The 23940-nt window shown below is 68.1% G+C and carries 17 protein-coding genes; 15 read left to right on the top strand and 2 right to left on the bottom strand.

Features of this window, described 5'->3' with window-relative positions; genetic code table 11:
- Positions 1 to 57 precede the first annotated feature (57 nt).
- The 15 genes from NGM06_RS08420 (at position 58) to NGM06_RS08350 (ending at position 20242) form a co-directional block, all read left to right on the top strand.
- Positions 58 to 1980, top strand: a complete 1923-nt coding sequence (locus NGM06_RS08420) for a type II secretion system F family protein (RefSeq protein ID WP_379793588.1) — start codon at positions 58 to 60, stop codon at positions 1978 to 1980.
- Complete coding sequence (locus tag NGM06_RS08415; RefSeq protein WP_254269844.1) at positions 1977 to 2780, top strand: DUF7289 family protein; 804 nt, start codon at positions 1977 to 1979, stop codon at positions 2778 to 2780. The genes NGM06_RS08420 and NGM06_RS08415 overlap by 4 nt, the downstream gene beginning before the upstream one ends.
- The gene (locus NGM06_RS08410) at positions 2773 to 3258 is read left to right on the top strand and encodes a DUF7266 family protein (protein ID WP_254269843.1); all 486 of its coding nucleotides are present in this window, start codon (positions 2773 to 2775) and stop codon (positions 3256 to 3258) included. The genes NGM06_RS08415 and NGM06_RS08410 overlap by 8 nt, the downstream gene beginning before the upstream one ends.
- Positions 3258 to 3944 (top strand): DUF7263 family protein, encoded by a 687-nt coding sequence (locus tag NGM06_RS08405; RefSeq protein WP_254269842.1) that lies wholly within the window; start codon positions 3258 to 3260, stop codon positions 3942 to 3944. The genes NGM06_RS08410 and NGM06_RS08405 overlap by 1 nt, the downstream gene beginning before the upstream one ends.
- A complete protein-coding gene (locus NGM06_RS08400) occupies positions 3937 to 4377 on the top strand; it encodes a DUF7262 family protein (RefSeq protein WP_254269841.1) in 441 nt (146 codons plus the stop codon). The genes NGM06_RS08405 and NGM06_RS08400 overlap by 8 nt, the downstream gene beginning before the upstream one ends.
- Positions 4374 to 4931, top strand: coding sequence for a DUF7261 family protein (locus NGM06_RS08395; protein ID WP_254269840.1), 558 nt, complete (start codon positions 4374 to 4376; stop codon positions 4929 to 4931). The genes NGM06_RS08400 and NGM06_RS08395 overlap by 4 nt, the downstream gene beginning before the upstream one ends.
- Before the next feature lie 210 nt (positions 4932 to 5141).
- Positions 5142 to 5906 carry a hypothetical protein gene (locus tag NGM06_RS08390; protein ID WP_254269839.1) on the top strand — a complete coding sequence of 255 codons (765 nt, stop codon included), beginning with the start codon at positions 5142 to 5144 and terminating at the stop codon, positions 5904 to 5906.
- 35 nt (positions 5907 to 5941) lie between these two features.
- On the top strand, positions 5942 to 6760 hold the full coding sequence (locus NGM06_RS08385) for a hypothetical protein (protein WP_254269838.1): 819 nt from the start codon (positions 5942 to 5944) through the stop codon (positions 6758 to 6760).
- On the top strand, positions 6753 to 7304 hold the full coding sequence (locus tag NGM06_RS08380; RefSeq protein ID WP_254269837.1) for a hypothetical protein: 552 nt from the start codon (positions 6753 to 6755) through the stop codon (positions 7302 to 7304). The genes NGM06_RS08385 and NGM06_RS08380 overlap by 8 nt, the downstream gene beginning before the upstream one ends.
- An 11-nt stretch (positions 7305 to 7315) precedes the next feature.
- Entirely contained in the window at positions 7316 to 8242 is a 927-nt protein-coding gene (locus NGM06_RS08375; protein ID WP_254269836.1) for a hypothetical protein, read from the top strand.
- A gap of 127 nt (positions 8243 to 8369) precedes the next feature.
- Positions 8370 to 9314 (top strand): metallophosphoesterase family protein, encoded by a 945-nt coding sequence (locus NGM06_RS08370; RefSeq protein WP_254269835.1) that lies wholly within the window; start codon positions 8370 to 8372, stop codon positions 9312 to 9314.
- Between the two features lie 335 nt (positions 9315 to 9649).
- Positions 9650 to 12187 carry a PKD domain-containing protein gene (locus NGM06_RS08365; protein WP_254269834.1) on the top strand — a complete coding sequence of 846 codons (2538 nt, stop codon included), beginning with the start codon at positions 9650 to 9652 and terminating at the stop codon, positions 12185 to 12187.
- A 127-nt stretch (positions 12188 to 12314) separates the two neighbouring features.
- A complete protein-coding gene (locus NGM06_RS08360) occupies positions 12315 to 13556 on the top strand; it encodes a hypothetical protein (RefSeq protein ID WP_254269833.1) in 1242 nt (413 codons plus the stop codon).
- A gap of 171 nt (positions 13557 to 13727) precedes the next feature.
- Positions 13728 to 18296 (top strand): NosD domain-containing protein, encoded by a 4569-nt coding sequence (locus NGM06_RS08355; protein ID WP_254269832.1) that lies wholly within the window; start codon positions 13728 to 13730, stop codon positions 18294 to 18296.
- Positions 18293 to 20242 carry a CARDB domain-containing protein gene (locus NGM06_RS08350; protein ID WP_368410474.1) on the top strand — a complete coding sequence of 650 codons (1950 nt, stop codon included), beginning with the start codon at positions 18293 to 18295 and terminating at the stop codon, positions 20240 to 20242. The genes NGM06_RS08355 and NGM06_RS08350 overlap by 4 nt, the downstream gene beginning before the upstream one ends.
- Before the next feature lie 85 nt (positions 20243 to 20327).
- On the opposite strand, the gene NGM06_RS08345 is transcribed toward NGM06_RS08350, so the two are convergent.
- A complete protein-coding gene (locus NGM06_RS08345; protein ID WP_254269831.1) occupies positions 20328 to 23606 on the bottom strand; it encodes a right-handed parallel beta-helix repeat-containing protein in 3279 nt (1092 codons plus the stop codon).
- Positions 23607 to 23723: 117 nt separating this feature from the next.
- Positions 23724 to 23906 (bottom strand): DUF7535 family protein, encoded by a 183-nt coding sequence (locus NGM06_RS08340; protein ID WP_254269830.1) that lies wholly within the window; start codon positions 23904 to 23906, stop codon positions 23724 to 23726.
- Positions 23907 to 23940 lie beyond the last annotated feature (34 nt).

The following is a 23940-nucleotide window of genomic DNA, read 5'->3' as shown; positions in this document are numbered from 1 at the left end:
ACGCGATTCGAGGAGGCTTACGCGGTGAACACCACCACTGAGGCGGGTGAGACCGGCGTGACCATCGACGCCGACGGGGTGAGAGCGACCGGCGAGAGTCAGTCCGCGAACGCCACGCTCTCGGTGCTCGACCGCGCCCTCTACGCGCTGTTCTCCAGACACGCCGACCGCTCGCGCCACGACGCCGACCGCAAGCACTACCGAGCGACCGACGTGACGACGAGTTTCGAGGTGTACCTCTCGCGAGTCTACGGCCTGTCGTGGCTGGCGTTCGCGCTGGTGACGGGGTGGACGTTCGTCGTCGTGGTCGCGCTCCCCGACGCCACGCTCGCGGTGGTCGCGGACTTCCTCCGGCGGGGAGTCCCCGGTCTCGAAACCGTCGCGTTCCCGGCCGTCTCTCGGCCCGTCTCGGCCGCCGCGGTCGGAACCAGCGTCGGTCTCGCCGGGAAACGGGCGACCGTCGCGCTCGGCGGGCGCTACCTCTCGTGGACCGCGAGCGCACGCGGGTCGAACATCGAGACCACGCTGCCCGGCGCGGTCCGGTACCTCCACGCGCTCTCGTCGGGGAGCGACGACGGGGCGGCCATGCTCCGGAAGGTCGCCGACCGAGAGGAGGCCTACGGCGAGACCGCGGTGGCCTTCCGGAAGGCGCTCAACAGGGCGACCCTGACCGGGAGTCTCGGCGAGGGCCTGCGCGTGGTGGCGCGGGACACCCCCTCGCGGGACGCGCTCGCGCCGTTCCTCGTGAAGTTCCGCGAACACGCCCAGCAGGGACCCGACGCGCTCGCCCAGTACCTCCAGATGGAGAGTCGGATGCTCTCGAACCGGCAGGCCAGAAGCCGCGAGCAGGCGGGCGACTTCCTCGAACTCCTCGCGGAGATGTTCGTCGTCCTGCTCGTCCTCCCGGCGCTGCTCGTCATCGTCGTGACCGTGATGAGCGTCCTCGCGCCCGGCCTGAGCGCGACCACTGCGACCCCAGTCGGTCCGATTTCGATGCGGGCGCTGCTCGTCTACGGGAGCGCCGTGTTCATCCTCGTCGTCGGTCTCGTCGCGACCGCAGCGGTGGGTTCGCTGCGCCCGCCCGACCAGTCGGGCAGAGACTACGAGCGCCCCGACGGGGTACTCCCCACGCTCGGCAGCGTCTTCCGGAATCCCGCGAGCGCAGTCGTCGGATTCGCGCCGGTCGCGTTCCTTCTGGGGGTCGCGCTCTGGTCGCTCGACTACTGGCCGGTCAACGTCGTCCTCCTCGGATACGTCGCCGTGGCCCTCCCCGCGGGTCTCGTCGCGCTCCGACGCGCGAATCTGGACGACGCCAAGGACCGCGAAATCAAGGACTTCGTCCACGCCGTCTCGGGCCACGTCAGCCTCGGCCGTCCGTTCTCGGCGGCGGTCGAACGCGTCGCCAGCGACGTGGACCTCGGCGCGCTGAACGACGACGTGGCCGACCTCGCGTTCAACGCGAACCTGACGACGCGCGACGGCGACCGTCAGGCCGCCGCCCTCTCGCAGTTCGTGGACCGGGTCGGCACGCCGCTGGCCGACCAGACCATCGGACTCGTCACGGGCGCGCTCGACGCGGGCGGAGACGCGGAGGCCGTCTTCGAGACCTTACAGGTCGAAATCGGGCGACTCTACCACGAGCGGAAGGCCCTGCGGTCGAACATGCTGGTCTACGTCGCGGTCGCGTGGACCACGGCCCTGCTCGTCGTGGGCATCATGGTCGCGGTCAACGTCCACGTTCTCGACAGTTTCGCGCAACTGTCGTCTGTTTCGACCGCCGACGCCGGTCTGGCGCTCGACGCCGACGCCGTGAAACCGGCCCGCGACCGGCGGCGATTCTACGTCGTCACGCAGGCGACGATGTTGGCCTGCGGGTGGTTCGCCGGGTACGCGAGTCGCGGGCGCTACGAGGCGCTGCTCCACTCGGGGGCACTGGTCGGCGTCGCGTACTTCGTGTTCGCGGGGGTCGGGATGGTGTGAGTCGGGATTGTCGCACTGACGCCGACGGGCGTCAGACTCGCCAATCTCGACTCGGTTGCCCCGACCGCGCCCAGTCCAACGTCGTCGGTATCGCCATACTGCTCGGCGTCGTCGTGCTCGCGCTCGCCTCGCTGACCGCGGGTATCGGTGCTGTCGTGGAGCAGAACGCCGCGGCGGCCGACTCGGTCCGCGTGGCCGCCGACTTCGACTCGGCGCTGGACCCCGTGGCGACGACCGGAGTCCACCGCGGCCGAGTCTCGTTCACCGACGGCGAGTTGCGGACCGTCGAGCGCGAACTCCGACTGGTGAACGAGTCGGGAGTAGTCGGGTCGCCCGTCGAAACCGACGCGCTGGTGTTCACCGCGGGCCAGCGCCGGGTGGCGTACCTCGCCGGAGCGGTCGTGCGCGGTCCGCCCGGCAACGCCAAGGTTCGGACCGCGCCGCCGATTACGGCGTCGCGCAGTGGTGGCGCTGACGGCGAGGACGACCACGGCGTCCTCGTCGTGGGTGCGCCGAGGCTGAACGGGTCTGTTTCGGTCTCGGCGACCGGAGGCGGTTCGGTCGTCCTCCGAACGACTGTCACCCACGACCGGACCGCGCTCGCCAACGGCACCTACCGGGTCGCGGTCGAGACGGCGACCCCCGACGCGTTAGGGCGGTACTTCGAGCGCCAGAACGCGAGCGTGACGACCCGCGACTTCGACGACGACGGGGTGGCGAGCGTCGTCGCCGCATACCCCGGCGAGCGCGTGGCCTACCTCGTTGTTCACGACATGCGTCTGGAGGTGCGGCATGGATAGCGACCCGCGAGCACGGGGCGACCGCGCCGTCTCGCCGGTCGTCGGCAAGGCGATGGAGGCGAGTATCGTTGTCCTCTACGTCGGACTCCTCTCGGCGACCCTCTACGGCGGAGTCGTCCCCGAGTACCGGACCGCGGCGGGCGCGGAGGTCGGCGAACGCGCGCTGGCCCAGTCCGCGGAACGCGTCCAGCAAGCGGTACCGACCGACGCCGCGACAGTCCGCGCCCGGACCGAGGTGTCGCTCCCCCAGACCATCCGCGGCCGGGCGTACGAGATACGGGTCGAGACCCGGACGCTGGTTCTCGACCATCCCCGGGACGGAGTCGGCGGCCGGGTCACGCTCGCGCTACCCGAGACAGTCTCGTCGGTCCGGGGGAACTGGTCGAGTCGCGAACCGGCGTTCGTCGTCGTTCGGAGCGACGGGGCTGGCGGACTGGCGGTCAGACTCGAATCCGGCGACTCCGGAGGTGAGGGCTGATGGGGCGACCGAGACGCGCCCAGATGAACCTGCCTGCGCTGGCGGTCGCGCTCCTCGTCGTGACCACGGTAGCGGTCGTGAGTTTCGGGATGGCCGACCGGGCGTACCTGAGCGCGGAGCGCGACGCCGACCAGCGGCGGGTCGCGGTCGCGCTCTCGGAGCGACTCGTTGCGTCAGAGTCGCGGGTCACGGCCCGACCGAACGTCCTCGGCGCCGACGCAGTTTCGGGACTGAACGCCTCGCGCCTCCGGACGCTGTTCCCCGTGACCGACGGCTACGACGTCGCGGTCCGCCTCGGCGACCGGACGCTCGCATCCACGGGCGACCCGACCGGCGGAACCACGATTCGCCGAATCGTACTGGTCGAGAACCGGAGTTCGGTGTCGGCGACGCCCGACCTCTCGGCGACCGACCCCTCGGTGACGCTCCCCCGTCGGTCCCCGCGGGTCGAGATTCGGCTGACACCGCCCGCCGAGACGGACGTTCGGGTCGTCCGGGCGAACGACAGGGTGGTCCTCCGGAACGCCTCCGGACTGACGGGGACGTTCGAGGTCGAACTCTCGCGGTTCGAGACCACGACGCTCACCTTCGAGGCGGACGGTGCGCTTCCCACCGGGAGCGTCGAACTGACGTACTCGCCCGCCGAGACCGGAAAGGCAGTGTTGGCGGTGACTGTCGATGGCTGAAGACCGCGACCGCGGCGTCCGCTCGCAGACGCCGCGCGGACAGCTTTCGCTGTCGGTCGTGGAGGCCGGTGTCGGGGCCGTGCTCATCCTCGCGGTCGCGATGGGGTTCGCGCTCGGGGTCGCACCGACCGACGACGGGACGGCCCAGTTGGACCTCTACGCCGAGGACGCCGCGACCGTCCTCGCGGGCGAACCGCCGCGCCACGCGGGTGCGACCCGAGTCTCGGAGGTCGTGCGCTCGCCAGACGCCTTCGACCGGGAACGGGACGCCCTGCGACGTCGAGTGGCCCGTATCCTGCCGGACAATCTGCTGTTTCGGGTCCGGACGCCCCGCGGCGCGGTCGGCTTCCGGAAGCCCGGGGGCGTGGCGGTCGGGTCAGCCACCGTGACGACCGCCTCCGGTGACGTGACGATATGGGTGTGGTACGCGTGAGCGGAAGGGGTTCGGGAGCAGACGAACCACCGGCCCGCGAGCGCGCTCAACTCGTCCTCGCGGCGGCCGCGCTGGTCGCCATCGCGCTCGCGCCGGTCGTGATGGCCTACCTCCAGTTGGGATACCACGCCGACCTCACCGCCAGCGAGGAGTACGACGCGCCCGGTCGGAACGCCGAGCGCCTGCTCTCGCGGGCGGTCCACGACGCCGCGGCCGACGTGCCCGACGACTTCGCGTGGGACGAGCGAACCGCGGCCGTGAACGCAGTTCGCGCCGACCTGCGCCCCAGAGTGGAGGCACTCAGGTCCTCGCGAGTCGAGTCCGGGACCGTCTATCAGGTCGCGTACAACCAGTCCGCGGCGAGGGCGTGGCGACGGGCGAACTGCCCCGGCGGACCCGGTACCGACCGTCAGTTCGGTGACTGCGAGGTTCGTCGAGGCGTCGTCGTGCAGGAGCGCGCGGGCGAGACGCACGTCCTCGCAGTCGCGTTCGACGTGCGCGTGACGACGGCGAACACGGAGATGGACGTTGTCCTACTCGTCCGCGCGAAATAGTCCGCGTGCTCGGGATCGGCAGCCCATCTATCAAAGTTCGTACTATGTGGGAATTAGTATAGTAGGTGGTTGGTTTTCGTCGGTTGGACTCCTCGAACCCCTCTAAATCAATCTCTTATAGCCTAAGAAGCACCTTTACTCGTATGGATTACGAGTAACTTTACTCGTAAAGATATATATGTATGGAGTAATACATCGGAAATGAGAGAGATGAACGACACGAACTTCCAGCGCACGTTCGTCGCGATGGCGGCGCTCCTCGTCCTCGCGGCGGGAATCGCCGCTCCGGCGGCCGCACAGCTACAGAACGACGTCGCAGCAGCGAACACCACGCAGACTACGACGGAGACCGTGGCGACCACGGAGGCGGCGGCCACCACTCAGGGCGAGTGCGAGAAGCCGTCCTCGCCGCCGAGCCTGTCGCAGGCCCGGTTGTACGCCTCCCAGAAGACCATCAACAAGTCCCAACCCGGGAAGATTTCGGGCGGCTTCCAAGTGGACCCCACGGCGACCTGTCCCGTCGTCGTCCACATCACGATGAGCGTCCCCAGCGGCATGACCATTCAGGGCTCGTCCGACCTCTTCTCGGGCGGTGCCGGGATGGTGTCGGGGACGTTCGACGTCCGACCGCAGGGCGGCATCAAGGACATCCGCGCGAACGTGTACAGCACCAACACCGGCAAGCGTACGGTGACTGCGGACATCCAGTACTGGCCCAAGGGTCACAAGGACATGGCCCAAGAGATAGACGGCATGTCGTTCACGTTCGACGTGACGCAACCCGTCGAGGCGACCGGCGACTCGGGGAGTAACGCGGAGAGCGAGACGACGGCGGTGGCCTCCGGAGCCAGTTCGAGTCTGCCCGTCTCCCAGAACATGCTGATAATCGGCGGTCTCATGTTCGTCCTGCTCGTGGCGGTGCTGGCGATGACCAAGATGAGTCCGCGCGACATCAACATCGGAGTCAAAAAGTGACGCTCGACGTCGGAACGCGACCGAGGTGACCACCCATGTTCGACCGATTCTTCGGCGACGAAGGCGACTCCGGTGACGCCGACCCGGAGGCCGACGTGGAGGTTCGCACCAACGCAGGCGCGTGGGGAACCGACGTGAACGTCGAGTCGGGCGACCCGTCCGGCGTGTTAGACGGAGATTCGTGGTTCACGACGCACACGTTCGACGTGGACTCCGAGGAGAGTTCGGCCGGAACGCGAGGCGGGACCGAACCGTCGCCGGACGTGTCGCCGCGGGAGTCCCCCATCGGGACCACGTATCCCCGCGGGACGTTCGCGTTCCCCGCCTCGAAGCCGTTCATGCAGGCGCTCGAAACGCGCGGCAAGAACGGTGCGCACGAGCGGGTCGAGACGGTGTACGTCCTGACGGGCCAGTCGGCGACGACCCCGACCGAACTGTTCGGCCTCGACGACCCCGAATACTACGAGTCGGCGACTCGGAACAGCGTGACGACCCTCGAAGGCAAGGTGGCGCGTCGCGTGGCGTCGTCGTATCCCGACGGCGAGACGCCCGGCGTCGTGGCTCGGTTCCACACCCATCCGGGCGGGACGACGACGCCGAGCGACACCGACGTCGGGAGCGCCGAGAGCATCGAGGAGTGCTACGAGGACGCCTTCGGCACCGACGACTTCGAGTTCTTCCACGGCATCCACGCCTACGTGGAGCAGTCGGGCGTCCCGTCCGTCACGGAACGACACGACCCCGCGGCGCTCAACGGCGGCGTCTCGTGGCGCGGCGAGCAGTACCGTCACGAACTCGCGCTCTACGGCCCGCGGTTCAGGAACCCGCAAGACGTGGTGATAGCCGATGGGTAGTGACGAGACGGACCGCGATGTCGGCTTCGAGGCGCTCGATTCGGAGACCAGAGACGCCCTGCGACGACTCGCGGCGAACGACCCGACGCTGTTGCGCGAGACGCTCGCGGACCTCGGGTACCTCGACCCCGGGTCGGAGTCGGTCGAGACCGTCGAGAATCGGGAGACGCTCGAACTCTCGCCCGCGCAGGAACGCCTCGGCGACCTCCTCTCGTCGATGGGGAGTCCCCGAAGCACGACCCAGATAATCGACCTGCTCGGCGAACAGCACCCGTCGTTCTTCGAGGAGTACGGGTCGGCGAAACACCGGCCGTGGATGTCGAACCAACTGAACGCGCTGGTGGACGCGGGCGAACTCGGCCGGTACCGCGACGGGCGGACCGTCCTCTACACGCCGAGCATCGCCGACGCGATTCGCCACTGGGCGCTCAAGAACGACTACTTCGCCGAAGACCTGACCGCTCGCCACGTCGGCCGAATCGCCTCCGACACCGAGATGCCGCGGTCGGCGGTGCGCGAGGGACTGGAGGAGTTGCGCGAGTAGCGCGTGAGACCGTGACGGACCTTCGTTTCAGTGTGACCCAGAAGGACCTCTCGCGAGGCGCTCGCGGTGACCGGCCCCGTCTCGGGTTTCTGTCTGAAATCGCGGAGCGAGGTCTCCCGGTCGAACTGTTCGTCGCGGTCAACGCGATGTCCTACGTCAGGGCCGACGTTTCGCAGGCCGAATCGCTCGACCTCGACGTGCGAACCGTCCACCTCCCGCCGCTCGCTCGCGGCGCGGACGAGGACGGCGACGTGGAACTCAACACCCACCTCAAGGAGAGCCAGATGGTCTACGAACACGACGACGGTTCGGTCGAACGACGGCGGAACCTCGCTCCCGAACTCACCACGCTCCACCCGCCGCGGTTCGCGTCCGACGACGCGGACCGCGAAGCGCGACGCGAACGACTGGTTCGGACCCTCGCGGCGTCGAAGGACCACCGTCGGGCCGAGCGGAAGTACCGCGGTCCGGTCGCACTGGAGAACGTCTGCCCGCGGGGGTCGTTCGACTATCTCCTGACGACGGCCGAGGACGTGACGGCGCTACGGGCGACCGCGGACCGACTCGGACGGCGCGACGTGCTCGCGTTCACCTGCGACCTCGGTCACGCTCGGCGTCCCTTCGAGTTCCTCGACGCGGTCGGGTCACCCGCGAGCGTCCACCTCCACGGGACGCTCCCGGAGCGCGCGACCCGGGAACTCGACGCGGTCTGCGAGACGTTCGGCGTCGAGTCGCCCGCGGAACTCACGGTCGAGGAGTCGGTCGGCGAGTACCACCATCTACCGCCGACCGTCGGGACGCCCTCGTTCGAGCGCGCGGTGGCGGCACTCGACGAGCGCGACATCGACTGCCCGCTGGTGGTGGAACTCCAACCGGCGTTCAGGACGGCCGAGACCGTGACGCGAATCGCCGACGCGTTTCGGGAGGTGCGGTCGTGACCGACCCGGCGATTTCGGTCTCGCTGCCCCCGGACGAACTCCCGGTCGCCGCCCGCGTGCCGGGCGGCGTCGAACTCACGTTCAGTTGGGACCACCGAGACACGACGTATCAGATTACACGACACATATGCGACTCCTGCTACTCAACGACCTGCACCTCGGCCCGGGCGACGACCGACCGGCGTACGCCCGGCCGGACATCAACGAGGCGAAGTTCGACGCCGTCGTGACTGCCGGGGACGTCGTGGACGAGAACCGCGACCACGCCAAATCGGCGGCCGCGGGGGAGCGCTACGAGCGAGTCGGCAGAGCGTTCTACGAGTTCCTCCACGAGGAGTACGACCTCCCGATCGTCGTCGTCCCCGGCAACCACGACCCGCTCGACTGCGTCGAGCGCCTCACCGAGGGGTTGGACCGGGCCGTCGTCGCCCACGAGCGCGTCGTCGGGGAAGCGGAGTTCGCGTCCGCTGGGGCCGACTTCGACGGGTTCGCGCTCGCCGGGTGGGGGTGTGAGCAGTTCGACCAGCGCCCCGAGATTCGGTACACCGAGTTCCCCGCGACCGACCCGCTCGAAGACGCGACGGCGGCGACTATCGACCACGTCGCGGCCGAGCGCGCCGCCGAAATCGAGGCGCTCGCGGGCCGGTACCTCGACGGCGACGCGGACGCCGACGCGGTGGCCGACGCCCTCGGTATCGCCGACGCCGACCGAGCGCGTCTGGCCGACCAGTTAGCGGCGCTCGAACGACGCTACGAGGCGCTCTACTCGCTGGTGACCGCCGACGAGCGAGTTCTGCTCTTCTCGCACGTCCCCCCGTTCGACGTTGCCTTCGACCACCACCACTCGGGGTCCGGACTCCGGGGACGCATCCGGCGCGGGTCGATAGCGCTCAAACACGCCGTCAGGCGGGGGAGTCCGCACGCGGTGTTCAGCGGCCACACCCACGAGTACGGCATCGACACCGTGAGAACCGCCCGCGGCGACCGCTACGCGTTCAACGCGGGGTCGCCGGGCGTCGCGGTCGTCGAGGTGGAGACCGACCCCGCGGTGCTGAACGTTCGGACGGCCTGAGAACGGCGTCGGCCCGGTGAGTTCTCCTCCCGTACTGTCGAGAGGCTGAAAAAGCACCGGACGAGACAAAATTGGTCTAGAGACCATCAGTTTAGCCATCAACACATTTATCTATATTTGATATATCCATTCAGACATGACCGGTGGGCGTGACGTCCGTGGCCGGTCGGCGTTCTTCCCCGCCAGTTCGGTGGGAAGCGTCGCGCTTCCGTCGCGACGAGACGGACCCACCGATACGGAGGACTCCGACACAGTTCAGTAGTCGGATGTCCGGGTCGTTCACCGCGGGAGGAGCGTCGTCGAACTGCGACCGCAGTCCACCGAGGGAACTCACAATGATGGGGAATCGACCGAGAACGGGACTTGCGACGATAGCCGCGGTACTAATCGTGACGGCCTCCGTCGCGGGTGCGACGGCGGCCGGGAGCGCCACACTGCGACAGTCCGCCGAGAGCATCGACGCACGCATACTCAACTTCAACCAACAGACGGGGTCGTTCGAACCGGGCGACACCGTCAGAGCGGAAGTGGAGGTGCGCAACACCGGCGATAGCAGGCACACCTTCTTCGTCGGATACGGCGTCCGGGGACCCGACGGGAACTGGTACAACAACGACGACCGGACCGGGACGACGGTGACGCTCGACCCGAACGAGCGGGAGTGGGTAACACTCAGTTGGACTGTCGAGCAGGACGCTCCCTACGGATGGTACGACGCGAGAACGTCGGTCTGGGCCGAGAGCGACCGGGACAACCTCCGCACTCGACTCGCCGACGAGAGTCGGGGCAGCGTCTTCGAGGTGGTCGAACCCACGAACCAACCGCCGGACGCCGAACTCCAGTGTACGGACACCGAGGTGTCGGTCGGCGACACCGTGACCTGCACGGCGGACCGTTCGAGCGACACCGACGGGTCGGTCACGTCCTACCAGTGGGAGTTCGGGGGGCAGGACACCGACTACGGTGAGACCGCGTCCCACACCTTCGAACGGAGCGGTCTCTACTCGGTCGAACTGACGGTGACCGACGACGAGGGCGCGACCGACAGGACCTCCGTGACGGTCAGCGTCGAAGACACGACCGACCCGCCCACCGCGTCACTGAGTTGTAGCCCCACCGAAGTGACGGCGGGCGAGCGGGTCGAATGCACCGCCTCGGGGTCGAGCGACCCCGACGGCGACATCTCGACGTTCGACTGGACCTTCGGCGACGGGACGAGCGACTCCGGGGAGTACGTCGGTCACACCTTCGACGAGGCGGGCACCTACACCGTCGAACTCGACGTGTCGGACGAGACCGGCGCGACCGACACTGCCACGGAGACGATTCGCGTCGAGAGCGCCACCGAACCGCCGTCGGCGTCGCTGAGTTGCACCCCCACCCGAGTGACGGCGGGCGAGCGGGTCGAATGCACCGCGTCCGGGTCGAGCGACCCCAACGGCGACATCTCGACGTACGACTGGACCTTCGGCGACGGAACCGGCGACACCGGGACGTACGCCAGTCACACCTTCGACGAGGCGGGGACCTACACCGTCGAACTCGACGTGGCGGACGAGACCGGCGCGACCGATACCGTCTCCGAGACGATTCGCGTCGAAGCGGCGGCTAAGCCGCCGTCGGCCCGACTCTCGTGCAGTCCCACCGAGGTGACGGTGGGCGAGACCGTCGAGTGTACCGCCTCGGGGTCGAGCGACCCCAACGGCGATATCTCGACGTTCGACTGGCGTTTCGAGGACGGGACTACCGGTTACGGCGAGCGCGTCACTCACAGTTTCGACGAACCGGGAACGTACAGCGTCGAACTCGACGTGGCAGACGAGACCGACCGCACGGCCACCGCGACCGCCGAGATTTCCGTGACGGAGAAGAACGAGAAGCCGAACGCGCAGATTTCCTACTCGCCGACGCACCTCGAACGCGGCGACACGGTGACGTTCGACGCGAGCGACTCGACGGACCCCGACGGGAGCGTCAGCGAGTACAAGTGGGTGTTCGACGGCACCGTCAAACGCGGAGAGAGGGTCGAGTACAGCGTCGAGGACACCGGCGACTACACCGTCGAACTCGTGGTGACGGACGGAGACGGCGGGTCGGACACCGCGGCCCAGTCGCTCTCGGTCCGGCGTCGGCCCACCGCCGACTTCGATTTCACGCCGAAACAGCCCAACTCGGAACAGAGCGTCTCCTTCACCGCGGAGCAGGACGCGCGCGTCGAGCGGTACGAGTGGGACTTCGACGGCGACGGCGAGTACGACGCTCGCGGACGGAAGGTGACCCGCAACTTCGACTCGCCCGGCAAGTACTCGGTGCAACTCCACGTCGTCGGGAAGGGCGACATGGAGAACACGGCGACGAAGATAGTCACCGTCCAGCAGAACGCCTACTTCCAGTTGACCACCGACCGCGCGACGGTCGAGGCCGGGAGCGGGACCGCGGTCGTGATGTTCAGCGTCTCGAACCACGTCAACGACCGTCCGCTACAGGTCAAACTCGAACTCGACCTGCCCGACGAGGGCGTCTCGATACAGAGCGTCGCCGGTGAGTCGCCGGTGAGTCGGAAGGCCACCGACTTCTTCACGGTCGAAGCGGGCGCGGACGAGAGCTTCCGAGTCCGCCTGCAGGTGAACGAACCCGGGACGTACGACATCGGCGGGAAGGCAGTCTACTACTTCGGCGAGCAGGAGGACCGCAGGAGCCGCAGTGTCGGTCCCATCACCGTCGGGACGAAAGGCGCGGTGCAGGACACCGGCGACAGCGAGACGAGGGCCGACGACCTCGGCGGGCAGGGGAGCACGCCCGGATTCGGTCCGGGCGTCGCCCTCGCCGGACTCGTCGTCGCGGTCTGGCTCGCGGCGAAGCGACGTTCGTAGCCGCCTCCGCGCGACGAATTCGAGACTATCGGGACCTGAGAGAAAACGATGGTCGGCGGAACCCGCCTCGTGGAAACTATCCGAGACATTCGAAACGCATTTCACGCCGTGAGCGGAGGCAAGCATCGTGCAGAATCTCAGGAAGGCAGTCGTCTGTTCGCTCGTGGCCGTCCTCGTCGCCAGCGCTACTGTGGCTCCGGTTACCGGCGCGGCGTCGGCCGCGACCGGTTCCGGCGGCGTTACGGTACACGCGTCGCCCGACGCGACGAGCGTCGCGCCGGGAGAGACGACCACCACCACGGTCGCGGTGTCGAACGTCACGGCGGGGGTCGGCGCGTACAACCTGACGGTCGCGCTCTCGAACGCCTCCGTCGCTCGAATCGCGGACTACTCGCTGGTCGGCGGCCCGGAGGGGGCCAACGTAGAGACGAACGCGGACAACTCGTCGCTCCGCGTCACGGCCTACGGCGTCGATACGGACCAGAACGGGACCGTGGAACTCGTGCGACTCGAACTGGCTGGCGAGACCGTCGGGGAGTCCGACGTGGACATCGACGTTCGCGTTGTCGGTGACGAGGCGGGCAACGAGTACGAACCCGTCTCGGTCTCCGCAGGCACCCTCTCGGTGTCGGAGCGACCGCGAACCGCCACCACGACGAGCGACGACGGCGGCGGCGGCGGTGGGGGCGGCGGCGCGAACGTTCCGCCACCGCCGGTCCAACTCTCGACCGAACGGACGGACGGCGGCGTCCGACTCGACGTCCGGAACGCGCGACCCGGCGAGAGCGCCGGTGCTTCGGTCGCCGGTCTCGCCGCGGGCGACGCGACGCTCGAACGCGTGGACCTCGAATTCGCGGGCGAAGCCGCCCACGTGGTGTTCGAGTTCACGGGCGGCGATGGGACTCCCGACGGAATCGCCCGGCCGCCGGGCGGCGCGGTCCTCGGCCACGTCGCGGTCGCGTCTCGGTACGCCCCGGCGTCGGTCGTCGGTCGGGCGACGTACCGGTTCAGCGTCTCGGCGGACGCGTTGCCGGAAGGCGCGGCGCTGGACGACGTGACGGTCTATCACTACGCGGGCGGGTCGTGGACCGAGGCCCGCGTCGTGCGCGATTCGAACGCGTTCACCGCGACGGCCGACGGACTCTCGCAGTTCGCGGTCGTGGTCGACCGGAGTAGCGACAACCCGGTGACGAGTACCGCGGCGACGGAGACGACCGAGGGGTCGGCCACGACCGGAACGACCGGCGAGGAGGCGGCTACGACCGCGAACACCGGCGGAGACGCCGAAGGTGGGGTCCCCGGATTCGGAGGCAGCGTCACGCTCGCGGCGCTGGTCGGCGGCGTCCTGTTCGCGCTGGGTCGGAGGTAGCGGTTCCGCGTTCCCGGGAGACGGCGTAAATCGCTCGACCCGGGTAACGATGCATTTAATACCCCATGTTGAAACAAATTCACATCGACAAGTCAGAAGTATATCTTATGTTCTGGTGAAGTATTCGAGAAAATGCCAGATATATTCTGACAAATAAAAACAACGTAGAACATGGTCTCGAAATCACGACGACGGAAGAGCGTACTTCTGATCGGAATCGTCCTCGTCTCGGTAGTCTCGGCGTCGACGCCCGCCTCGGCGCTTCCGCAGTCGAGCGGACTCGACGCGCCGAGCGTAACCGTCCCCGAGGTTCCCGAAGGACTCTCGTTTTCGCTGACGGCAACCACCATCGTCGTCGATTCCGACGGGTCGGGGGACTACCGAACGATTCAGGCCGCCGTCGATAACGCGAGCGCAGGTGATACGGTCCGGATAGAACCGGGGGTGTACGCCGAATCGGTGCGAATCTCGAAGCCTCTCGACGTCCGCGCACCGAACGGCGCGACGCTCGACGGGTCGTCGCTGAGCAGTTCCGCGGACGGGATTCGCCTCTACAACGACGCCAAGGTATCTCTCTCCGGAGTCACGGTTACGGGGTACGACAACGCGATATTCGCGAACGGCGTCGACCGGAACGTCTCTATCTCCGACGTCACGCTGCGACAGAACCGACGGGGTCTCTACGTGGACGAGACGTACAACCGCTGGGAAATCCACGACAGCGTCGTCGAGAACAACAGTCACGCCGCTGTCCAGACCAGCGGTTCCTCGCTGGGAAACGCGACGGCTAACTACTGGGGCCGGGCAGACGGCCCGACCCGCGGCCAGTGCCGGGGCGACGTGGACTGTGGCTACTTCCTCTCCAGTCCGTCCGATTCGGTGTCCGTGCCCGCGGACCGAACCGGGACGTACGTCGTGGCCAACGACGGGTCGAAGCCCTACGCCACCATACAGGACGCGGTTCGCGCTGCCCCGTCTCGCGCCACCGTCGAAGTCCGGCCCGGCACCTACACCGAGTCGGTTCGCCTCGACAAACCCCTCTCGCTCGTGGCACCCGACGGCGCGACCCTGAACGGGTCCACCCGCAACTCGGGTGCAGACGCGATTCGCCTCTACAACGACGCCAACGTCACCCTCTCCGGGTTCACCGTCGAACACTGGGACGAGGGCGTCCGCGCCGACAACGTCGATAGCGAGTTCCTGATAGAGAACGTCGTGCTTCGAGAGAACCAAGACGGTCTCTACGTCGAGGAGACGTACAATCGCTGGGACGTCCAGCACAGCGAGATTTACAACAACTCCCACACCGGCATCTATAGCGCCGACCACCTCGGCGACGCCACCGAGAACTACTGGGGCCAGTCCGACGGTCCGACGCGAGGCCAGTGCCGGGGCGACGTGGACTGCGGCTACTTCCTGTCGTCGCCCACCGACTCCGTCTCGGTCCCGTCGAATCGGACCGGCACCTACGTCGTGGCCAACGACGGGTCGAAGCCCTACGCCACCATACAGGACGCGGTTCGCGCTGCCCCGTCCCGTGCCACCGTCGAAGTCCGGCCCGGCACCTACACCGAGTCGGTTCGCCTCGACAAACCGCTCTCGTTCGTCGCTCCCGACGGCGCGACGCTCGACGGAGCGAACCGGAGTTCGGGCGCCGACGGGGTCAGACTCTACAACGACGCCAACGTCACCCTCTCCGGATTCACTATCGAACAGTGGGACGACGGCATTCGTGCCGACAACGTGAACACTCGATTCCTCGTCGAGAACGTCGTCCTCCGACAGAATCGGGACGGTCTCTACGTCGAGGACACGTACAACCGCTGGGACCTCCAGTACAGCGAGATTTACAACAACTCCCACACCGGCGTCCGCGGCGTCTCCTCGCAGGTCGGCGACGCCACCGAGAACTACTGGGGCCAGTCCGACGGCCCGCTCCGAGCACAGTGCCGCGGTGACGTGGACTGCGGCTACTTCCTGTCGAGTCCCGACGGGTCGGTCGACGTTCCGTTAGTCCGGCCTCACGTCCTCGTCGTGGCGAACGACGGGTCGGCACCGTACGCCACGATTCAGGACGCGGTTCGTGCCGCGAAGGCGGGCGATACCGTCGAGGTCCGGCCCGGCGTCTACCGGGAACGCGTCAGGATTCAGAAGGACATCAACCTGACCGCGCCGCGAGGGGCGCACCTCAACGGTTCGACGCTCAGCGACGGAGCCGACGGCATATACCTCTCGAACGGCGGGGGCGCGTCCATCTCCGGATTCGTCGTCAGGGAGTTCGACGTGGGCGTTCGCGCCTCCAGCACCGACCGAGCGGTGGCCATCGGCAACTCCCACCTCGTGAACAACAGCGAGGCGCTTCGGGTGCGCTACGCGAACGCCCCGGTGGAGATTCACGACAGTATGGTCGCGAACAACCGCAACTCGGGAATCTACGTCTATCGGTCCCAGACGGTCGATGCGACCCGGAACTACTGGGGGCAAATCGGCGGGCCGGTCTCCGGCCAGTGCGACTCGGCGGCCGACTGCTCGAGTCCCCTCTCGGGCGTTCCGGAGGTCCGCGGCGACGAGATATCCTACACGTCGCCCAGCGAGTTGGAGTTCAACGTCGGGATGCGAACCCCTGTCGCGAACCGGAGCCTACGGCTGAGGAGCGCCGGCGTCACGACGACCGGCGTCGAAATCGCGAAGGCCGAGTGGCACTTCGGCGACGGGGCGACCGCCAGAGGACTCCAAGTCGCCCACGCCTACGACTCGCCCGGCGTCTACACCGTCACCCACTCGGTCGTGACCGACGACGGTCGAGGCTACTCCGTCACCCGGCAGATAAAGGTCGGCGAGGAACCCGAGGAGTTCGACGTCGTCTCGGTCACGCCCCACCTGTCGGGTCACCCCCGGAAAGACGTCGTCGTCATCGAGGGCCTGCCGCTGGACCTGAGCTATCGCGCCGCGGTCAGCCAACCGTCGAACACCGCCGAAGTCCGGTTCAGACTGAACAACTCGACGTACGTCGATTCCGACGGGAGCGACGGGTACACCTTCCCCGTGAACACCAGCAACGTCACGTCCGACGAGACGCTGGTCGCCACCGCAGTCCACACCAACGGCACGACCGCGAGTCGGGCGCTTCGCGTCGGCCACGTCTCGACGCCGGGGTGGTTCGAGGCGATGACCGTCTCGGTGACGCGCCCGACCCACGGCTACCTGATACTGTCGTCCTCGAAGCCAGCCAGCCTCTCGAACAAGATACCGAACAAGTTCCCGTTCAAGGACGAGGTGAAGATGCCGGGCGCAGGCGAGAACCAGAAGACCAGCGCCGCGGTGACAGTCACCATCAAAGTGGACCTGACGACGACCGAGACGGAGGCGTCGGTCAGCGGAGGAGCGTCGTACGACCTCGAGGTCGTCAACGTCACCGGGAACGCCACCGGCAAGGCGTTCGTCGACCTCGAAGAGGGCAACCTCACGAAGGGCGAACTCGAACTCAAGGCGACCGCGACGGCGGAGTATCCCCCGCCGCCGACGGGCGTCCCGAGTCCGCCGATAGGCCCGGTTCCGCCGGGAGCGGTGAGCCTCTACCCCATCTTCAGTGCGGAACTGAAGGTGACGACGACCTTCGACGAGACGGACACCGCGGGGTCGGGCGACAACGTCTCCTTCGAGTTCGAGAAGGGCGAGGTCTCGCCCAAACTCGGGGCGAAACAGGAACTCGGGAAGAAGTGGAACGAGTTCGCGCTCGTCCTCGGTCTCGAAGAGGAGATAGTGACGAAAGCCCCGCTACCCGGACTGAGTCCGATAGACGGCACGGTGGCCGGGCAGTTGTACGCCCGCGCGCAGGCCTACATGTTCACGCAGGAGGCCTACTACCCGTCCGGGAAGAAGGAGAAGTTCACCTACGACTTCGAACTGCTACAGGAGGAGGCGGCCTTGACCGCCGAGGGAACGGCCTCGGACGGCGGTTCGGCCGACGCCACGGAGACGGGGAGTTCCGGCGAGACGTCGTGGAACGTCCGGGAGCGAACCGGCGACCGGCCCCCGAAACCGACGGTCGGCACGGGCGACGGGAGTCGACAGACCCTGACTCACCGGATGGGGTTCGTCGGGAGCAGTTTCAACTCGGCGGGAGGGACGCCCACGAGAATCGCCGAGACCGGCGTCGTCACCAACAACACCGTCGCCGACGAGTCGCCCGCGGTCACTCGAATCGGAGACGCCCACACCGTCGCGTGGAGCCACCAGTCGGCCGAGAAGTCCGCGCTCAACGGTCGCGACATCCGAGTGTCGCGGATGGACGACAGTGGGATTACGTCGCCGTCGCCGGTCACTGACGACTCGTGGAGCGACTACGACCCGGCGCTCGCCGGGTCGGCCGGAAACGGGTCGCTCGCCGCGTTCACCACCTTCGACCGGACGTTCGAGAACGTCAGCGGGCCGTCCGACGTGTACGCGTACGGCGAAATCCGAATCGCGACGTCCGACGGGTCCGGGTGGGACGCGCCGCAGTTCGTGACCGACGACGCCGACTTCGACTTCGCGCCCGCGGTCGCCCAGCGCGGTGACGAGTGGGTCGTCGCGTGGACCGAGGACGCCGACGAGAACCTGACGACGTGGCGCGACCAGTCGCCCGTGTGTTCGCGCGGTACGACGGCACGCTGGGGCCGGTCCAGACCGTCGAGACGGCGCGCGCGCCCGACGTGTCCGCGACCGCCGACGGGTTCCGCGTCGGCTACCTGTCGATGAACGAGAGTTCCGTCAAGGGGTCGGTGACTGTCCGAACCGTGAGCGCTCGGGACGGACTCCCCCAGCAGTCCGAACGCGCGGTTTCCGTCGGTCAGTTCGGCGGCATGGACGTGAGCGCGACCCACGTCGGCATCGTCGATACCGGGGCGAACGACACGCACCTGCGAATCGCCAACGGCACCACCGTGCGGTCGGTCGGACTGAAATCGAACGTATCGACCCCGCAGACGGTCGAACTCACCGAACGGGACGGCGACCTGCTCGTGGACTTCCGGGCGTACCCCGCCGCGAGCGACGTGGCGGCCGCGTACTACAAGCCGCGAATCGGCGGGCAGTGGCTCCCGGCGCGCAAGTACGCCGACGGGTCCCACCGGAACCTCACGTTCTGGCAGGGAGACGCGGCCCCGAGCGGCGACGGCTTCGTGTCGGTGTTCGCCGGGCAGGACCTGACCTCCGACCAGCAACCCGACGTCTACGCGTTCAAGCACCGGTTCCACCCCGACCTGACGGTGAACGCGTCGGTCACCGCCGAGAACGTCAGCGTCGGCACGCAGGTCGACGTTCGGTACGCGGTGCGCAACACCGGCGACGCTCCGGCCGAGGCGTCCGACCTGCTCGTGCGGTCGGGCGACGGACCCCTGAAGTCGGTCTCGATAGGGTCGATACCGTCGGGCGAGAGCGTCTCGGGCACGGCGACCGTGACGGTCGATAGCACCGGAACGCTGTCGGTCGTCGCCGACGCCGGGAGCGCGGTTCCCGAACTCGACGAGCGGAACAACGACGACCGGGCGCTCGCGCTGGACCCCGACCTGAACGTCACGGGGATGACGGCCGAACGGGCGAACGACACGATAACCGTCTCCGCCACCGTGACTAACCCGTCGGGCGTCCGGGCGACCGACGTGGCGTATCGGTTGGGCAACGGACCGAACGTCCAGCGATACGGGACGGTGTCGGTGCTGGAACCGAACGCCACCCGGACGGTCAACGTCTCGCTTCCGGCCGCCGAGGCCGACCCCGCGTACACGACCCGGTTCGAGGTCACCCCGAACGAGACGGACGGCGACGCCTCCGACGACACCGCGTCGCGATACCTGTTCCGACCCGACCTCGCTCTCGGGGAGGGGCAGGTCGGGTACTACCGGACGGACGGCGTCGTCCGCGCGTCGATGCTCGTCTCCAACGAGGGACTGGCGAACGCGACCGCGGAAATCGAGGTTCGGAACGCGTCCACCGGGAGCCTCGTGGCCTCGCGGAACGTCACCGTCGCGGGCAGCGACTCCTCGCAGACGACGGCGTTCACGGAGGCGACCGTCGGCCTGCCCGGCGTCTCGTCCGGTTCCCGCGTCGAGACTCTGGTCACCGCGCCCGGAGAGACCGCGCTCTCGGACAACGTCGTCGTGGACGAAGTCGAACTGAACACGACGCTCGTCCCGCCGAGCGGCGATATCAGCGCGAGTCGGTCCGCTCCGACCGTCAACGAGTCGGTCCAATTCACGATTACCAACGTGACCGACGCCGACGGTCGGGCGGTCCACACGCAGTGGCGGGTCGCGAACACCTCCGCCGTAGACACCGGTTCGCTCAACTGGACCGGCCGCAGTCCGGGGAACCACACCGTCGAACTCGTGGTGGTGGACGACGACGGCATCACTTCGATAGTCACCCGGACCGTCCTCGTCCGTCCGGAGCGCCCCGACGTCGTCCTCGGTTCGCAGGCCCCGCGAGACCTCGACCGCGACGGGCGCTTCCGCGACGTGGACGGCGACGGGACGCTCACCCGGAACGACGTGCGGACGTTCTTCGAGTCCTACCGGAACGGTTCGGTTCGAGACAACCGGTTCGCGTTCGACTTCAACCGGGACGACGAGCGCATCGACATCCTCGACGTGCAGGCGCTCCACGCCGACAACGAGGAGTCGAGCGACGAGAGGGACGAGCAGTAACCGCCTCGCTTCTCGCGTATCGGTTCGAGAATCGAAACGCGGGTTCGCGGAGTTTCTCGGAGGAAGAGACCGTACCAGCGGTCGCTCAGTCGTACAACTGTCGCGTGACCGCCCACAGGAGGACGACGAGCGCGACCCAGAGGACGCCACCGGCCACGCCGACCGCGAGCAGGCCGTCGGTGCCCAGTAGCCCGAACCCGACCCAGACGGCGACGCCCGCCGCCGCGAAGCCGTTGATGGTCGCCCCGCTGACGGGCACGCCCGCGCTCCGGAGCGTGAGGACCGTCCCGTACGCGCCGAGGACCAGCGCGACGCCGTAGAGCGCGAGACCGAGCAGTCCACCGAACGTCGAGAAGACGGTCGCCGAGGGGAGGAGACCCCCGTCTGGGTCCCCGGTGGCGTTCGGCGTCGCGGTCCCGTTCGCTCCTCCGGCGCCGCTCGGCGCGTCGGACGTGCCGCGGGTGGCGTTCGACGCCGCGGCCATCTCGCGCGGTCGGACCACGACCGTCGCAGTCGCGGTCGCGGAGTCGGCGTTCTCCACGCCCGCGTCGTCCGTCACGTTCACCGAGACCGTGTAGTTGCCCGGGGTCTCGAACGAGAGGGTAAGGTTCGGCGACGACGAGACGGTGACGTTCGACGACGAGACGGTGACGTTCGGCGACGTGCCGTTCTCTCGCGCGACCGAGAACCGGTAGGACGCGACGCGACCGTCGCGGTCGCTGGACTCCACGGCGGAGACGCGGACGCGCTCGCCGACCCTCGCGGGGTTCGGCGAGACGCTGACGTTCGCCACCGGGCGGTACCGGGGCGAACGGAGCGCCGAGTCGGCGACCGGGAGGAAGTCCACCCAACCGCGTCGGGTGACGACGCGGTCACCGGTGCCCTTCGGGTGAATCGAGGAGTGAGTGGGACCGTCGGGCGCACCCCAGTAGTTGCGCTCGGCGACGACAGTCCGGGTCGTGTTGACGAGCAGTCGCGTGGTCGTGTTCACGTCCACGAGCGTGCTGACGTTCACCGTCATGCCGCGGGGGTGGCCGTACACGTCGTTGTTCCGGACGACGACTCGCGAACGGCGGTCGGCGTCCTTCGGGAGCGTGATGCCGGTGGGGATGTCCTCGGAGAGCGACCGGACCGTGAGCGCCGCGTCGTCGCTCTCCCAGACGTCGCCCGCAGCGCGCGGTCGGAGGACGACCGTGTAACTATCGCCGACTCTCCCGCGGAGTTCGCGCTCGATCTGCGGGTCGTCGAGCAGCGCCGCGAGTTTCTCGTCCACGTCTCCGGTCCTGAAAATCGCGCCCGCGTCGCCGCCCTCCACGACGATGCCCGTCCCCGGTCGGTAGCCGGTGAGTTCGACCGGCGCGCCGACGCCGTACGTGTTGTGGGTTATCGTGTTGTGGTGGACTCGCGCGCCCAGCGAACCGGCGATGCGAACGCCGTACGCGTTCGCGGTCACGACGTTGCGAGTCAGGTCGATTCGCCCGGCGTTGGTCAACTCGTTGTCAACGTTCAGGCCGACGCCCGCGTTGTCGAAGACGCGGTTCGCCGCGACCGAGAGGTTGTGGACCACGACACTCGTCCGGACCGAGAAGCCGTGGCCGCGGTTCTCCGCGAAGCGATTGCCCGCGACTCGACCGCGACGGACCTGCCGTCCGACCATTTCGAATCCCGTTCCGCCGTTGTCCGAGACGGTGTTGTTCGCGACCGTCGTGCGGACGAGGCGTCTCGCTTCGAGGCGGACGCCGCCGTCGCCGTTTCGGGTGACGTCGTTCCCGCGAACCGCGACTCCCGTCAGTCGCGTGGACGGGGCCACGACCGAGATACCGCGGCCGTCGTTCCGCGAGAGTTCGTTGTCGGCCAGCGTGAGCGAGACGTGCTGGACGTAGTAGGCCGCCACGTGCCGGACGCGAACCCCGGTCTCGCTTCTGGTGACGGAGTTGTTCGCCACCCGAATCCCATCGACGTTCTGATGGCGCGCGAACAGGGCGATGCCCGCGTCGGCACCCGTGATTCGATTTCCGCGGAGTTTCGCGTCGGCGGCGCGCTGTGCGGCGACGCGAACGCCGTCCGCGGCGCGGCCGACCGAAGCGATGCGATTCCCGCCGACGGTGACCGACTCGACTCGTCGCCCGCGGAGGCTGACGGCCGACCCGCCGACGTTCGCGACGGAGTTGTTCGCCACCCGGAAGTCGCGGGCCGCGTCGGCGGCCACGAACACGGCCTGTTCGCCGATCGAGTCGAAGGTCGAATCGGTTATCGAGAACCGACTCGCGCGACTCGTCTCGGCGTTCCCGCGGTCGGCGCGCCGGTGCCGGTCGCCGGCGGAACTGAGGTCGAGGGGCAGCGTCGTCTCCGCCGTCTGCTCGACGCCGTTCCGCAGAAGGCTGACTTCGACGGGGTAGGTCCCGTACGTTCGCGGGTTGACCGCGTCGTCGTAGACAGCGACCACCGTGGCGTCGGCCGGAATCGTGACCGAGCGGTTCAGCCGTATCTCGTAGGCGTTGCCCGTCCCGTTGCCGAGGCCGACTAGCAGCGGTTTCAGCGACCGCTCCACGGTTCCGTTGCCGTTGAGGTCGAGACCGAACGTCGAGAACGAATCCTTCTCGACCTCGCGGACCCCGCCGTGGCCGCGGTACGCGACCCGGAGAGCGTCCACGGTCGTGTCCGCACCGACCGTGAACGTCGCCCGGTGGGTCGCTCGCCTGCCGGTCGCGCTCCAGTTCGAGACGACGGCGGCGTCGCTGACCGTTCCCATCCCGGGCGTGACGGCGACGCCGCGCCGACCGATATCGGTGAACGTCGAGCGTTCGACCGACAGTCTCGGCGTGCGCGAGGTGTCCTCGACCAGAATCCCGTTCCGACTCACGTTCCGGACGGTGACGTCGGCGACCGAGACGCGGCCCGCCGCGCTGCTCACGGTGAGTCCGTTCTCGGCCATCTCGACGGTCGCGTGCGAGAGCGAGAGGTGCGAGTTCGACCGCCCCTCGTACCGAATCGACGCCCAGCGGACGCGGTCGGGGGCCTCGGGCGCGGTCGTGAACGCGATGGGTTCGGCCCGCGTGCCGTCGGCACTGAGATTCCCTTCGACCCGAATCGTGATGGCCTCCGCGAGTTGGACGGTCGTTCCGGGTTCGATGCGGAGCGTCGCCCCCTCCTCGACGGTCACGTCCGCCGCGACTCGGTACGGGCCGTCCTCGGCGGACCACGTCGTGTCAGCCGTCACGTCGTGTTCGACGTACGTCACGTCGTCCGTTCCGCTCGCCGAGACGACGCCTGCCGGAACGCCGACAGTAGCGAGACCGGTCGCGGTACATCCGAGACCGAACACGAGGACGGCGGCGAGTATCCGAGTCCGAGCGCGGTTCACAGTGGAGGTTCAAAGATACGAGACATAAATCATGCCCTTCGTGACGTTTCGCCGGGCGCGAGGCCGCTCTCGGCGTCCCGGACAGTCACCGCCGCGGAACGGGACCGGTCGCGGGCGTCAACTCGCGTGTGGCGTTTCGCGCTCGTCCCTCTCACCGGACTCCGCGAGGAGCCACAACAGGAGGACCAACGGGAGAACCGGCAGGAGGACGATAGCGACCCCCGCCGCGACGACGTACCCGACCGTCCCCATCTGACTGTTCGTCGTCCGCCCCCGCATTCGGGATACCTGTCCAGTCATAACAGTGGGACTACGGGTTCGACGGGGAAAGGGA

The organism is Halorussus aquaticus, from assembly GCF_024218795.1.
Taxonomy (GTDB): domain Archaea; phylum Halobacteriota; class Halobacteria; order Halobacteriales; family Haladaptataceae; genus Halorussus; species Halorussus aquaticus.
This window is presented reverse-complemented; position numbering and strand designations above follow the sequence as displayed.